The sequence below is a fragment of the Halobacillus sp. AWH4_228 genome (assembly GCF_056158365.1).
Map to the genome: position 1 here is coordinate 854,688 of NZ_JBSWTE010000001.1, position 13,878 is coordinate 868,565.

The 13,878-nt window shown below is 50.6% G+C and carries 16 protein-coding genes; 8 read left to right on the top strand and 8 right to left on the bottom strand.

Going from position 1 to position 13,878, the window contains the following annotated elements; all coding sequences use genetic code 11:
• Window positions 1-145: 145 nt before the first annotated feature.
• Genes ACXADP_RS04245 through ACXADP_RS04255 form a run of 3 tightly spaced genes read left to right on the top strand, consistent with a single transcriptional unit; the run spans window position 146 to window position 2,317 of the window.
• Complete coding sequence (locus ACXADP_RS04245; protein WP_474970893.1) at window positions 146-331, top strand: hypothetical protein; 186 nt, start codon at window positions 146-148, stop codon at window positions 329-331.
• Window positions 332-343: 12 nt separating this feature from the next.
• A complete protein-coding gene (locus ACXADP_RS04250) occupies window positions 344-643 on the top strand; it encodes a DUF4212 domain-containing protein (protein WP_474970894.1) in 300 nt (99 codons plus the stop codon).
• A 15-nt stretch (window positions 644-658) separates the two neighbouring features.
• Window positions 659-2,317 carry a sodium:solute symporter family protein gene (locus ACXADP_RS04255; protein ID WP_027954821.1) on the top strand — a complete coding sequence of 553 codons (1,659 nt, stop codon included), beginning with the start codon at window positions 659-661 and terminating at the stop codon, window positions 2,315-2,317.
• A 111-nt stretch (window positions 2,318-2,428) separates the two neighbouring features.
• Here ACXADP_RS04255 and ACXADP_RS04260 read toward each other — a convergent pair whose 3' ends face one another.
• Window positions 2,429-3,061, bottom strand: a complete 633-nt coding sequence (locus ACXADP_RS04260) for a hypothetical protein (RefSeq protein ID WP_474906402.1) — start codon at window positions 3,059-3,061, stop codon at window positions 2,429-2,431.
• Between the two features lie 169 nt (window positions 3,062-3,230).
• Here ACXADP_RS04260 and ACXADP_RS04265 point away from each other — a divergent pair, with 169 nt between their 5' ends.
• A complete protein-coding gene (locus ACXADP_RS04265) occupies window positions 3,231-4,127 on the top strand; it encodes an AEC family transporter (protein WP_474970895.1) in 897 nt (298 codons plus the stop codon).
• Between the two features lie 446 nt (window positions 4,128-4,573).
• Here the strand turns inward: ACXADP_RS04265 and ACXADP_RS04270 are convergent, their stop codons facing one another.
• The 3 genes from ACXADP_RS04270 to ACXADP_RS04280 are packed head-to-tail and all read right to left on the bottom strand — an operon-like array spanning window position 4,574 to window position 5,577.
• Window positions 4,574-4,741: a hypothetical protein gene (locus ACXADP_RS04270; RefSeq protein ID WP_206933208.1), complete on the bottom strand. Its 168-nt coding sequence runs from the start codon at window positions 4,739-4,741 to the stop codon at window positions 4,574-4,576.
• A 55-nt stretch (window positions 4,742-4,796) separates the two neighbouring features.
• The gene (locus ACXADP_RS04275) at window positions 4,797-5,081 is read right to left on the bottom strand and encodes a hypothetical protein (protein ID WP_474906408.1); all 285 of its coding nucleotides are present in this window, start codon (window positions 5,079-5,081) and stop codon (window positions 4,797-4,799) included.
• Between the two features lie 46 nt (window positions 5,082-5,127).
• Window positions 5,128-5,577 (bottom strand): helix-turn-helix transcriptional regulator, encoded by a 450-nt coding sequence (locus ACXADP_RS04280; RefSeq protein WP_474906410.1) that lies wholly within the window; start codon window positions 5,575-5,577, stop codon window positions 5,128-5,130.
• A 165-nt stretch (window positions 5,578-5,742) separates the two neighbouring features.
• Between ACXADP_RS04280 and ACXADP_RS04285 the strand changes: the two genes are divergently transcribed.
• Window positions 5,743-6,237, top strand: a complete 495-nt coding sequence (locus ACXADP_RS04285) for a sigma-70 family RNA polymerase sigma factor (protein WP_474970896.1) — start codon at window positions 5,743-5,745, stop codon at window positions 6,235-6,237.
• Window positions 6,238-6,298: 61 nt separating this feature from the next.
• Here the strand turns inward: ACXADP_RS04285 and ACXADP_RS04290 are convergent, their stop codons facing one another.
• On the bottom strand, window positions 6,299-6,679 hold the full coding sequence (locus ACXADP_RS04290; protein ID WP_027954827.1) for a hypothetical protein: 381 nt from the start codon (window positions 6,677-6,679) through the stop codon (window positions 6,299-6,301).
• A 152-nt stretch (window positions 6,680-6,831) separates the two neighbouring features.
• On the opposite strand from ACXADP_RS04290, the gene ACXADP_RS04295 reads away from it, so the two are divergent.
• Window positions 6,832-7,323 (top strand): VanZ family protein, encoded by a 492-nt coding sequence (locus tag ACXADP_RS04295; RefSeq protein WP_474969671.1) that lies wholly within the window; start codon window positions 6,832-6,834, stop codon window positions 7,321-7,323.
• A gap of 38 nt (window positions 7,324-7,361) precedes the next feature.
• Here the strand turns inward: ACXADP_RS04295 and thrB are convergent, their stop codons facing one another.
• From thrB to ACXADP_RS04310, 3 genes are read right to left on the bottom strand one after another with little or no spacing between them, the layout of a single operon-like run.
• Complete coding sequence (gene thrB, locus ACXADP_RS04300; RefSeq protein WP_474969670.1) at window positions 7,362-8,285, bottom strand: homoserine kinase; 924 nt, start codon at window positions 8,283-8,285, stop codon at window positions 7,362-7,364.
• On the bottom strand, window positions 8,282-9,337 hold the full coding sequence (gene thrC / locus ACXADP_RS04305) for a threonine synthase (protein WP_474970897.1): 1,056 nt from the start codon (window positions 9,335-9,337) through the stop codon (window positions 8,282-8,284). The genes thrB and thrC overlap by 4 nt, the downstream gene beginning before the upstream one ends.
• Before the next feature lie 2 nt (window positions 9,338-9,339).
• Window positions 9,340-10,632: a homoserine dehydrogenase gene (locus ACXADP_RS04310; protein WP_474969668.1), complete on the bottom strand. Its 1,293-nt coding sequence runs from the start codon at window positions 10,630-10,632 to the stop codon at window positions 9,340-9,342.
• A gap of 337 nt (window positions 10,633-10,969) precedes the next feature.
• Here ACXADP_RS04310 and ACXADP_RS04315 point away from each other — a divergent pair, with 337 nt between their 5' ends.
• Both ACXADP_RS04315 and ACXADP_RS04320 read left to right on the top strand, forming a co-directional pair.
• A complete protein-coding gene (locus tag ACXADP_RS04315; protein WP_027954832.1) occupies window positions 10,970-11,221 on the top strand; it encodes a hypothetical protein in 252 nt (83 codons plus the stop codon).
• A 389-nt stretch (window positions 11,222-11,610) separates the two neighbouring features.
• Window positions 11,611-13,317 (top strand): phospho-sugar mutase, encoded by a 1,707-nt coding sequence (locus tag ACXADP_RS04320; RefSeq protein ID WP_474970898.1) that lies wholly within the window; start codon window positions 11,611-11,613, stop codon window positions 13,315-13,317.
• Window positions 13,318-13,878 lie beyond the last annotated feature (561 nt).

Genomic DNA, 13,878 nt, shown 5'->3' on the forward strand with positions numbered 1-13,878 from the left:
CTTTTTTCGTTATGGTTCTTTTTGACTGGTTGACATTATTTGATATTTTTAGAATAATACAGGGTATAATATTCAGTTTTTTCTAATTATTAAAAATTTTTACAGCGTTATGGTAACGCTTACACAAGAAGGAGGTGACATCCAGGTGCTCATTCCGCTGCTTTTTGCATTCATAACCATCGTTTCTGTTGTGGCTGCGGTAAGAAAGAAAAAACCGGTGCTGTTTGCCCTGCCACTGGCCGCTTTATTTGCCGCCGCGCTGATCAAGGTGATCATGGTGCCGCTGCCGTTCTGGGAGACGGTCGTTTTTATTTTCAACTTAAAAGGATAGGGAGGAGAATACATGAAGAAGATGGATCCAGAGCAGGCGAGGGCGTATTTCCGGCTGAGAACGACGCTGATTATGATTTACCTCGGTATCGGTCTGCTGGTGTCCTTTGGCATCGTTTTGTTTGCAGAAAGTCTTTCGTCCTTTACAGTGATGGGGATTCCGCTGCCCTACTACATGGGGTCCCAGGGAGCCATTTTAACGTTTATCGTCCTTCTTTTTTTCAATGCCGTCATCAGCGATTATGTGGATAAAAAATTCGGCCTCGTTCCAAAGGACAGCTCCAAGGAATCGGACCAGGCTGCCAATCAATAAGACAGGGGGAAAAGTATGGATGCTCAGTTTCTCGTTTCATTAGGATTAATTGTTGTGACGTTTGCCCTCTACATCGGCATCGCCATCTACAATAAGGCGAAAGAGACGTCGGACTTCTACGTCGCCGGCCGAGGGGTGCCGCCGGTGTTCAACGGCATGGCGATCGGTGCTGACTGGATGAGTGCCGCTTCCTTTATCGGTCTAGCCGGAACCGTCATGATTTTAGGCTATGATGGGCTTGCGTACATTATGGGATGGACGGGGGGTTATCTGCTGCTTACATTCCTGCTTGCCCCGCAGCTCCGGAAATACGGGCGTTACACAGTCCCCGAATTTATCGGTGACCGCTATCGCAGCAACACCGCCCGTCTGATTGCCGCTGTTGCGACGATCATCATCAGCTTTACATACTCTGTCGGACAGTTGTCAGGTTCAGGAGTCGTCATCGGCCGGCTGCTTGAAGTGGATACGATGATCGGGACCCTCATCGGTGTCGTCCTGATCGCTTTTTATTCGGCGATGGGAGGCATGAAGGGGATTACGTGGACACAGGTGGCGCAGTACCTCGTCTTAATTGTTGCTTATTTAATACCTGTGATCTTCATGTCGATGCAGCTCACACAGAACCCTGTTCCTTGGCTCTCCTACGGGGAAGTCATATCGGAAATGCGCTCTATCGATCAGGAGCTCGGGATATCGGAATACATCGTTCCGTTCACAGAAGCCTCCAAATGGCAGTTCATGGCACTCATGTTTACGCTCATGGCCGGAACCGCCGGTCTGCCGCATGTGATTGTCCGCTTTTATACCGTAAAAACGATGAAAGCCGCCCGTTGGAGCGGAGCGTGGGCTCTATTGTTCATCGGCCTGCTGTATTTATCTGCTCCCGCCTATGCTGCTTTCTCCCGGTTCATTTTAATGACGGAAGTTGCCGGTTCCTCGCTCGGGAACCTGCCGGCGTGGACGCAGCCGTGGGTCGATACAGGCAAGCTGTCCCTTGCGGATGGCAATAGTGACGGCGTGCTCCAATGGACCGAGCTTGCCATCAGTAATGATATCGTCGTCATGGCCACACCGGAAATCGCCAACCTCGGGATTTTCGTCATCGGTTTGATGGCGGCCGGTGCGATGGCAGCGGCCTTATCGACGGCCGGCGGTCTGATGATTGCCATATCGGCTGCCCTCTCACATGATATTTACTACCGGTCCATCAACCCGAACGCCAGTGAGAAGAAACGGCTGTCTGTCGGACGCTGGTCCATTGTCCTCGCAACGGTGGTGGCTGGTCTGATCGCCTTGAATCCGCCGGGGGCGATTACTCAGATTGTCGCCTGGGCCTTTGCGCTCGCTTCCGGCTCCTTCTTTCCGGCTCTGCTCCTTGGGGTATGGTGGCGCCGTGCCAACGGTCCAGGTGTCATTGCCGGTATGATCACAGGCCTCTCGGTTACGCTTGGTTATATTTTCGCAGCCAAGTACGGCGGGTTTACGATCCTTGGAATCATCGACACAGGGGCAGGCGTCTTCGGAGCCGCTGCCGCCATTATCGCCAACATCACCGTTTCACTGCTGACAGCTCCGCCGAGCAAACAGACGCAGGATGAAGTCACGGACCTCCGTTATCCGGAGCAGATCCAATACAAGAACGGCGAATATTATAAAAAGGATGCCCAGTAAAGGAACCTGATGGAAAAACGGAGGACAGACAAGAAAGAAACGCCTGCGGTATGGAGCGTCTCCACTGCCGCAGGCGTTTCTTTTCCCCGTAGGAGAGGAAACATGTTCCGTTTATGAAAATTCCCGGGTCCATCCGCCTTTGATTTTCGTGTCCCCTTCAAAGTACTGGACCGTAATCCGGCCGTCAGAAAATGAAAATTCGTCTTGAAGAAAATCGGCAAAGGCTTCGAAAATCTCTTCATCTCCATCCTCCGGTTCCCGGTTCAGATCGAGATAAATCGATGGAGCGGCCTCCACCTCACCGACACTCGGCGTATCTTCCGGCGTGTAGCGGTGCTGACTGCTCGTTGATTTTTCAAACTGGATATCGAGGTTTTCGACTCCTCCCAGCTGTTCGTCCAGATACGTCATGGACGTCTGTTTGACTTCGTCCTCCCATTTGGAGGACACATACGTATCGACCAGCTGGTTATCTTCATTCCGATAGACGAGAAATTCAATCCCGTCCTCCACATGCCTGACCTCGGCGGCGGCTTTGAACGGCTGATTGCCCATCGAATCATACATCACACCATATACTTCGGTTTCACCAGTAAATCGGTCCTCTGTATAGGCTTCGGCGTCTTCTTTTACCGCATCCTCATTATTGCCGCTGATGGCGATGAAAACCACCAGTACAGCGAGCAGGCCGACGGCAGCAAAAATCCCGGCACCGATGAGAAAGCGTCGCAGCGTTTTATTCATACGTCTAGCTCCTGTCCTTCGTATTCTTTTGTTATTATTTCAAAAAACCCCGTTGAGGGCAATGATGAGCTCCCGCTGACAGCCGTTTTAGAGCAGAAGCAGGACAACCTTCCCACATTTCTGATAGACTATTGAAGTTAACAGAAATGCTCGATAAAGGAGGGAGAGTATGGGGATATTCTTCCAAGTCGTTCTTCCGGTCATCCTCGTCTTCGTGGCCGGATATATCCTGCAGAAAAGTCTGCATCTGGAGATTAAATCACTGTCTACGGTTACGTTGTACTTGATGCTGCCCTGCCTTGTGTTCAAAACCTTCTATGAAGCGGATTTCAACCGGGATTACTATATGATGATCCTCTTTTCATTGACGCTTTTGACTAGTATTCTCATCCTGAATAAAATCGGTGCCCGCCTGTTCCGTTACGGGACACCGACGGAAAGCGGCCTGATCTTGTCCACCGCTTTTATGAATGCCGGCAATTACGGAACTCCGATCGTGCTGTTCGCCTTCGGGGAGCAGGGGTTCGTCTACGCGGTGACATTCATGGTGCTTCAGCAGATCGTCATGAACTTTTTCGGTGTTTATTATGCCGCCAAAGGCACCGCCGGGTTCAGCATGGCTGTCCGCACGATTTTGAAAATGCCGCCGACCCACGCCGTCTGGATGGCCTTGTTGTTTAAAGCGGCCGACGTGAACATCCCGGATAATCTGTATTCCAGTATTGAACTCGTCGGCGATGCGACCGTTCCAAGCATCATGATTCTGCTCGGAATGCAGCTGGCGAACATTACCATCAAAAATCTCGACTGGAGCAAGGTTTCCTTTGCGGCATCCATCCGACTGGTCGCTTCTCCTCTGATCGCCTGGGGGCTGACGACTGTTCTTCCGATGAACGACCTGATGGCTTCGGTCCTTATTGTAGCAGCGGCGATGCCGTCCGCCGCAACGACGACGATGTACGCTGTCCAGTTCGACGCCAAGCCCGACCTCGTTTCCAGCATCACGCTGGTGACAACCATCCTGAGTGTGGTTACGCTTCCGCTTCTCCTGACTCTATTGACGTAGAAAAAGCCCACCGTTCCCCGGCGGGCTTTATTTAGATATTCATTGTTTCTGCGATGAAAAGGGGGGCACGAGCCGCTTATCGGTGGATGCTTGCCGCGGGCACGGCCTCAGCTAACTTGGACAGGAAGACCACCTGCCCAAGTGGATCTTCGGCTCGTGCTGTTCCCGCAGGCGTCACCACCGAACGCTCTTCGTGACGCGAACAGACTATTCCTGCCTTCATTTGCTTTGAAAGAAGGACTTCCCCTGTTGAGTAGCTGGCTTTTAGGAGAAAGGAGCGTTCCTCCGGGAGTGGTCATTCAGTAATTTATGACCTATTTCTCAAGTGAATCTTCGGTATTCCCAGGATGAAAAAGCAGAAGTTCCACTTTCAAAGGAAGAACAAAAAAGGCTGTCGGGAAAAGTTATCGACAGCCTGAGGCTCCGCCAGTTCCGGCGGAGCTTTTTTATTCACTTTTTGAAGCATTGCGTTTTTCACGCCAGAACAAATAAAGATTCCCAAAGAAAAAAGCGACACTCAAAACGCCGCCGACTGCTGACATTTCCACCGTGTCGGTGAACCATCCAAGCAGCACATAAATGAGAAAAAATCCGGCAAATGCAAGATAAAGCATAATCTCTTCCTTTCCAAGTCAAACGTCCAACGTTAGTATAACATTCCTGGAAAGGTTATGCGGGGGGATACATATGGAAGCGGTAGACGGTGAATTGTTCCCCCATCTCGATGCTGTAGGATTCGATCGGGATGGCTTCGTAAAAAGTGCCGTCGATCTGCTCAATCGATATAGAAAGAACGTATTCCTTATTTTCCATAATCGGTATAGGGAAGGGGTTCACGATTTCAATCATCCATTCATACGCGAGCCGTTCCACAAAGGCGTGGGTGTAGGTCGTCGGTGCCTCGTCGAGCCAGATGCTGGCAAGGGGAGTCAGGGAGCGGGATGTCTCTTCCAAGGCGATTCCTCCGTTTAGTTGATATGATAGTCGTTTTCCCTGTATTTTACATGTATAAACGCGCAAGCTTCGTTCTTAAGATCCTGCGCCGCCGGTAAAAGGTCGAGGAGCTGATGTTCATCCGGGCCGCAATCTCCACATTTTTATAACCGTTAAGAAGGTCGGAGAGGAGGCGCTTTTCAAAAGGAGATAGAGTGGAGGTCGGAGCAGGATCCGCCGCTGGGAGGGGTTTTTCAAAGGAGGCGAACGTATACAGCCGGCTCTGGGCCGCTGTTCTTTTTAGGTCGTTGGAGACGAGGGTTTGGTAGTGATGTCGGAGTTTGGTGTGGAAATAGGTGGAGAACTGACTTTTCGCAGGATCATAGCGTGCCTTGGCCGCGTGATAGACGAGGTAGCTTTCCTGGAAATAATCGTCGTACGGGGGTGGGAGGTGCAGGGTGTGCATCACCTTGTAAATGAGTTTTTCCAATTCGTGAAATTCCTGAATCTTTGACATGAGTCACTCCTTTCTACTTTTCTATTGTCCTACATTTGCCGCCGGCTTCCCAGCAGAAATTCCATTTTTCCTGGTGGAAATTATATTTTTTGAAAAAAGATGACACGAAAACTTCCATTTTCTTCGATTATAGAGTGAAGGCAGAAAATGAGAAGGAGTGAAGTCATGGATACGGAACAAGATTTTGAACAGCTGCTGGCCGAATGGGAAAGGAGCATCCATTACCACATCCGTAAGCTGCACATCATCGATGCGAACGGTGACTTTTATGCCGAAGGATTGTTTGCCTTATGGCAGGCCCACCGCACGTACAATCCCGAGGCTGGAGAATTTTCCACCTATGCCCACTGGAAGATCCGCAACGCGCTCATTGACCAGATCCGCCGCGAAAACAACCGTCAGGACAGGGAAAACCGGTTTGTAGAAGAACTCATCCACAGCGAAGATTACATATGGGAGGACGAACCGGTTGATACATACTTCTGGGACCAGGTGAAGAACCTGCTGACACCCAACCAGTGGAAATGGGTATCCCACCGTGTGAAGCAGGGCCGTTCTGTTGCGGAAACGGCCCTGATCGAAGGCGTGACCCAGGATGCTGTGAAAAACTGGGGACGTCATGCCCGAAATAAACTGAAGTCCTGCAGACACCTTCTTTAATCCCCACTCTTCCATCCCCATAAAAAAGTCCGGCGCCTTCCAGAAAAGCGCCGGATGTTCCTCATCGATCGATGGTTATGTTAATTTTCGTCAGTCCCATAGCCCGGGCAGCCTTGATCATCTTGGCTGCTTCCTGTTCGGCATTCTGGATATGGATTTCGTTCCTGGATATACTCAAGGTTGTCCCGCCAGACAACACGGTTGGTTCTTCCGGAGTCTCCTGGGCCAAGGCCAGCAGGGACTGGGGCTGCTGCTGTTCCGCCTGGATTTCTTCCTGACGCATACGATTGACGCGTCCACGGATTTTACGACCATGATAAACGACACTAGCATAAGGGCATCCCGTTTCGGCCGCGATTTCGCGATAGTTTTTATCAGTCTCACCGATCAGACGCTTCACTTCGCCAAGGTCATAATCGTACTGCTTACTTTTCTTTGCCACTCTCGAATCCCCCTTTTTTTCTTTCCATAAGCAATTGTATACAAGATTACAATATTTTAATAGTAGGTCCTATGAATTTATGAAATTTTTTTTAATTCCTGATATTTATAGTAGACTATTCATATGTCTTTCAGCTATTTTATTTAGAAAGTGTGAATGATTTGTATAAAAGGTTAATCTTTACTATCCTCCCATTTGCAGTGATGGGCCTGATTTTTTACTTTTCCTCCCAGCCCTATGGAGAACAGGATATGCGTCCATCGTTATCGATGTATCTTCCGCTCGATCTGCTTCGGCCGCTGCTGGCGCCGGTTTCGTTTACCTACCACGGGGAAGAGGTCAGTCTGGCCAGCCACGGCATCGACGGCATGGTCGAATTTTTCATTCGGAAAGGGGCTCATATCAGCATCTTTTTCGTATTGATGATTACCGCGTATGGAGCTTTCCTTGTGAACACACCCTGGAAAAAAAGGACAGCAGCCGTCAGCGCTCTGGTTGTAACGGTGCTGTATGCATGTCTGGATGAATACCATCAATCCCTGACGCCGGACCGTACCCCGTACATCGGGGATATCGGACTCGACAGTGTGGGGGCCCTGATCGGCCTGATCCTTATTTTGGCAGGAAACAGAAGAAGAAAATAAAAGAACCAGCGGGAATGAGCCCGCTGGTTCTTCGTTATTCAGGATTCGGCAGCTGGAACTTCGTTTTTCTGGATGGTTGTGACTCCATCCAGTTCAACAGCAAGCGCTTCGACCGTGTAGGAGGACAGCTTATTTTGAAGACGTCGTTCCTTCTCCTTCGTCCATTCATCAAAAACAGCCACCATCGTCGGTCCGGCACCGCTGATGTAATACCCGAGCGACTGCTCCCCTTCAAGGACCTCCGTAACAGCATCGAAACCAGGAATCAGCATTTTCCGGTACGGCTGATGCCACTGGTCGTTCTTCATCATTTTTCCAGCGAGCGCCCAGTCTTTAGAGGCAAGAGCAGCCACAAGGACATTGGCTCTCGAACTGCTTCGGACGCCCTCTTTATAATCGATCTCCAATGGAAGAATGCTCCGCGCCTTTTCGGTTTCCAAATGATAATCAGGAACGACCGAAAGCCACGTCAAGGAATCCAGGTCCTCTGTAAAATGGACATAGTCAAGGTGCTCGCCGTCATAGTTCGAGACCATAATTCCTCCATAGACGGCAGGTCCGACGTTGTCGGGGTGTCCTTCGATATCACAGGCGATCTTGAACTTCTCGTACCGTGTGAGCTCTAGATCCAGCAGCTGATCGGCAAGTTCAATGCCACCGACAACCGCCGTCGAGGAGCTCCCCAGCCCGCGGGCGACCGGCACATCGTTCGTCAACGTCACATGGGTGGGAGGGAGAGAATCAAAGCCGCGCGTCTGAGCGGCGGCCAGTGCTGTTTGATAAATCAAGTTGCGCTTATCCGAAGGGATATGCGCCTGATCTTCTGCCGGAACAGAAAAATGCCACTCCTCCGCCGGCTCACAATCCAGGGTCACATATTTGGAAAGCGCAATGCCGACCGAATCAAACCCTGGTCCTAAATTGGCGGATGTTGCAGGCACCCGGATCTGGAACCGGCTCATGACTGTACTCCTGTGACGGCGGAAGCGAACACTTCATAGTTGTTTTCAATCCGTGCCGGTTTGACAGGGCTCGTTTCAATCGCTGTCGTTGGATCTTTCAACCCGTTACCAGTCAGAACGTGGACGACTTTGGAGCCTTGAGGAATCGTACCTTCCTTCACTTTTTTAATCATGCCGGCAAGCGAGGCGCAGGAAGCAGGCTCGGCAAAGATGCCCTCCTTCTGGGCCAGCAGTTGATAAGCTTCGACGATTTCTTCATCGGTCACTTCATCAATCAACCCTTCCGACTCGTCGCGGGCCTGGATGGCTTTATCCCAGCTCGCGGGGTTTCCAATACGGATGGCTGTCGCCAGTGTTTCCGGATCTTCAATGACTTGATTACGGACAATCGCCGCAGAACCGCTGGCTTCAAAGCCCATCATTTTCGGCAGGCCGGACTGGAAGCGGTCATGGTATTCCTTGAACCCTTTCCAGTAGGCTGTGATGTTCCCGGCATTTCCGACAGGGATGCTGAGGATGTCCGGTGCGGAACCGAGCGCGTCCACTACTTCAAAAGCGGCCGTTTTCTGGCCTTCAATCCGGTAAGGGTTCACCGAGTTCACCAATGTCACCGGTTCTGTTTCTGAAATTTTACGGACCATCTTCAACGCATCATCGAAGTTCCCTTTGATCGCAAAAATTTCAGCGCCGTACATGACGGCCTGGGCAAGCTTGCCTTCTGCGATTTTACCGTCCGGAATGACGACGATACAGCGGATGCCTGCACGTGCGGCAAAGGCGGCTGCGGCGGCGGATGTATTCCCTGTGGAAGCACAGATGACCGCTTCGGACCCTTCTTCAATCGCTTTGGCCATGGCCATCACCATGCCGCGGTCCTTAAAGGAACCGGTCGGATTGGCTCCTTCGAATTTCACATAGCCTTCGATTCCGAGGTCCTGGGATATCGCCGGAATCGGAAGCAGCGGGGTGTTCCCTTCGTGTAGCGTCAGTTTTGGTGTACGTTCATTGATGGGAAGAAACTCCGCATATTCATGGATTAATCCTTGCCACATGGTCATTCTCCTCCTTCGACACGGAAAACGCTGTCGATTTTTCTGACGGAATCCAAGGTTTTCAGCTCTTGAAGTGCTTTTTCGAAGTCTTCTTCACTGACTTTATGTGTCACCATCATCAATTCACGCTCGCCTTCCTGATCGGTGGCTTTCTGGGTGAATTGATCGAAGGAAATCGAATACTCGGCAAAAATATTCGTCAATTCCTTCAGCATGCCGGATTGATCATCCACATGAAGACGGATGTACTTTTTCGTCAGTTTCTCGCTCTGGGCGCGCACCTGTTTCGGGAACTGTGGCTGGACGTAAGCGGTTCCCGTCGTGCCGAGTCGTATATTCTTCAAGACGGCAATCAAATCAGAAACAACGGCTGTGGCTGTCGGAAGTTTTCCGGCTCCAGGTCCGTAGAACATCGTTTCGCCGACTGCATCACCGTACACATACACCGCATTGAATTCATCGTTGACAGAAGATAATGGATGTTCAACCGGCAGCAGCGTCGGTTCGACACTGACGGATACACCGTTGGCATCGTTCTCTGCAATCCCGATCAGTTTGATGCGGTACCCGAGTTCTTCTGCATACGTAATGTCGTCAGAGGAAATGCCGCGGATGCCTTTCACATCAACATCCTCCAGACTGTACGGCATGGAGAAGCCGAGAATGGACAAAATCGTCATTTTACGAGCCGCATCAAGGCCATCCACATCAGCGGTCGGATCGGCTTCGGCAAAACCGAGGTCCTGCGCTTCTTTCAGCACGCTGTCGAAATCGACGCCGTCCTGAGCCATCTTCGTCATGATGTAGTTGGTCGTTCCGTTCACGATTCCCATCATTTTCGTAATGCGGTCGGAAGAAAGGCCGTCCATGATCGAGCGGATGATCGGGATACCACCAGCTACACTGGCTTCATAATAAAGGTCGCAGTTGTGCTTCTGGCAGGCTTCGAAAAGCTGCTCCCCGTGCTGGGCGACAAGATCCTTGTTCGCCGTTACGATATGTTTGCCGTGCTCAATGGCTTCCAGCATGATCGTCAAGGTGTGATCGATCCCACCCATCACTTCCACGATGACATCAATGTCCGGATCTCTCGTAATGTCCTCGTAGCGGTCCGTCAGTTCCGTTTCAGCCGGAACCTCACGTTCTTTCGCCATGTCACTGACAAGCACCGATTTAATCGTGACATCGCACCCCGTTTTATGTTCAATGCGTTCTTTATGATCGCGCAGAATTTCAATGACACCTGATCCGACTGTTCCCAGACCGAGCAGTCCTACCGTAATGGATTTGTTCATTCTTCACACTCCTTCTCTCTGTCTCCTATATATACACAGAATTCTTTGTATAAAGGACATTGTAACGGAAAGGAAATTGAAGTACAAGAGTGAATTATCCGACGATTACAAAGGGCGGACTCCAAGGTTTACAGGAAATTAACAATCGTGCGAAAAAGCCCTTTTAATTGCCTTGGAAACCCGCTTTTTCCAAAAGGCTTATTAATATAGTAGAAAAACAGGTTTTTCAGAAAGAAAAGAGAAAAAACACAAACCTGGAATGCATAATGGGGGAGTTGACGTTTTCCAGAAGGTGGATTATAACTAAGTGTGAAAAAAGAACCAGGAGGTGAGAACTATGTATCGTGGAGGTCTGTTTTTCTCTGGACTTATGATTAAGTATGAAAAGTACTACAAGATTCTGCTGCTCGATCTTGGATTAAGCGGCAAAGAACATGAATTCGTTCAAGATGCGCAGGAAGTGGTTCAGGATATTCAGAGGAAACTTGAGACGGCAGCAAGCGATCAGGAGAAGTGCGCCCTGTTTTACTCGGCGCTGAGGAAACGGCTGGTCGACATCTATGGCGGAAATGGAAGCACCCCCGTTTAACACTGCATCCATTGAAAGGAATGCCCCCCTCATTTGAAAGGCCTCACGCATACAATCACCTCATCAATAGAAGAATCAGGCAGGGAAAATGGGAAAGTCACATAGAAAAAAAGACAGGGATTCGGAAGCGGAGAAATTCCATAAAAAACCTTGTCCGCTTCCCGTTCTGTCTGCAGGACTTATGATACAATACAGATAGAATCACTGGGAAATCAAGGAACTGATTCAATTTCTTTATCCGGATACATACACAAATTTTTGTCGTCTTGACAGGAACTTTCCCCGTTCATGACGAATGAAACGTTTAAGGCTTGACCAGTGAGCCGGAACTCTACATAACAGCGCGGAGCGGCCCGGCCGATCCGCCAAAAGACAAAGGAGTGTTGGACATGTGGAAAGACGAATACAAACGCTGGAAAGACTTTTCTGATCTTGATGAGAATCTGTCCGTCGAATTGGAAAAGATCGTAGAAGACGAGGCATCTTTAGAGGATGCTTTCTACAAGAACCTTGAGTTCGGTACAGGCGGTATGCGCGGGAAAATCGGTCCCGGTACAAACCGGATGAATATTTACACCGTTCGGAAAGCCGCTGAAGGTCTGGCTTCCTATGTCAATGACCAGGGGATGTCCAAGCGCGGCGTTGCCATTGCGTACGATTCCCGGTATATGTCGAAGGAATTCGCAGTTGAAACAGCGAAGGTTCTTGGACGCCACGGCATTCCTTCCTATGTATTTACATCCTTGCGGCCGACACCGGAGCTGTCTTTTGCGGTCCGTCACTTGAAGGCGGCGGCAGGTGTTGTCGTCACCGCCAGCCACAACCCTCCGGAATACAATGGCTTCAAAGCTTACAATGAAGACGGCGGACAGCTGCCTCCAGCCCAGGCGGAAGTGATGATCGACTTCGTCAACAAGGTCGAAAATGAGCTGAACGTAGAAGCAGCGGACCAAAAGCAGCTGGAACAGGACGGTCTGCTCCGCTGGGTGGACGAGAACGTCGATACCGCTTATATGGAAGCTTTGAAAACCGTAAGTGTTCGCGGCGACCTGCCGAAAGATCTTTCGGTCGTGTTCACACCGCTGCACGGAACTGCCCGCCACCTCGTGGAGCAGGGCTTGAAGCAGAACGGCTTCAACTCTGTGCACATCGTCGAAGAGCAGGCCACGCCGGATCCGGAATTTTCAACGGTGGCTTCACCGAACCCGGAAGAACACCAGGCCTTTGAAATGGCGATCGATCAAGGGAAAGCAGTGGGCGCGGACATCCTGATGGCTACAGATCCGGACGCAGACCGTCTCGGCGTTGCCGTGCCGGATGAGAACGGGGAGTACAAAGTGCTGACTGGTAACCAGACAGGGGCCCTGCTTCTTGATTATATTCTCGGCCAGAGCGCTTCCATTCCGGAAAACGGCCTGCTTGTGAAAACGATCGTAACGTCTGAATTCGGCCGTGTGATCGCTGATTCCTACGGGATTTCCTCTCTGGATACATTGACAGGCTTCAAATTTATCGGAGAGAAAATCCGCGAGTACGAACAGTCCGGCGAGTACAAGTTCCTCTTCGGCTACGAGGAAAGCTACGGCTATTTAGTGAAGGATTTCGCCCGTGATAAAGATGCCGTCCAGGCTGCTGTACTTGCCGCAGAGGCGGCGGCTTACTGGAAGAGCCAGGGGAAAACACTGGTGGAAGCCCTGGATACGCTGTATCAGAAGCACGGCTATTTCCTTGAAGACTTGAAGTCGGTCACATTGGAAGGAAAATCAGGAGCGGATACGATCGAGAAAATCATGAACGATTTCCGTGAGGCGGACATTCAGGAAGCCGGTGGAAAGAAAGTCATGGCGGTGGAGGATTACTCCACAACGGTCCGCCAGCTGGTACAGGAAGGAACCACAGAGGAAATCGATCTTCCGACCTCCAATGTCGTGAAGTTCATTCTTGAGGATGACTGCTGGTTCTGCCTGCGTCCATCCGGAACAGAGCCTAAAATCAAATTCTATTACGGAGTGAAGTCCACTACACGCCGTGAAAGTGAAGAACTGCTTGCGTCCGTCAAAGCTGCGGTCGACGAGCGTCTCCACGCCATCATCTAATCAAATGAAATCCGGTCTCCTTCTCAGGGGACCGGATTTTTAATTTCCTTCTTCCTCTCATAGAGGCGCCCCCCCCCCTTTTTGTAGGTGGGTGGTCACGTTCCGCTTATCGGTGGATGCTTGCCGCGGGCACGGCCTCAGCTAACTTGGACAGGAAGACCACCTGTCCAAGTGGATCTTCGGCTCGCGCTGTTCCCGCAGGCGTCACCACCGAACGCTCCACGAGACCTTACCCAGTAAGGATCGGAAAATCCTTTTCAATTCCGAAAGGAGCGCAGACCATTCAACTCCTGCGGAAAAACGGACGGCCGAGGCCCCGCAGGGCGGTCTCCCCGAGGAGACTTGGCCGTTCGTCCGCGGAAAGGGAATGGTTTGCGCTCCTGGAGGGCCTGGAGGATATCGGTTATGCCTGCATTCTGAAAATCCGGTCTCCTTATTCAAGGGGCCGGATTTGTTCCGCCTAACTTTGCGGATCCATCTAGAAAGGGCTTTCAATTGATTGACAAATGAGCGATAATAGAATAAAATACTGAAAATTCAGATATAACATAAAAAGGGGTG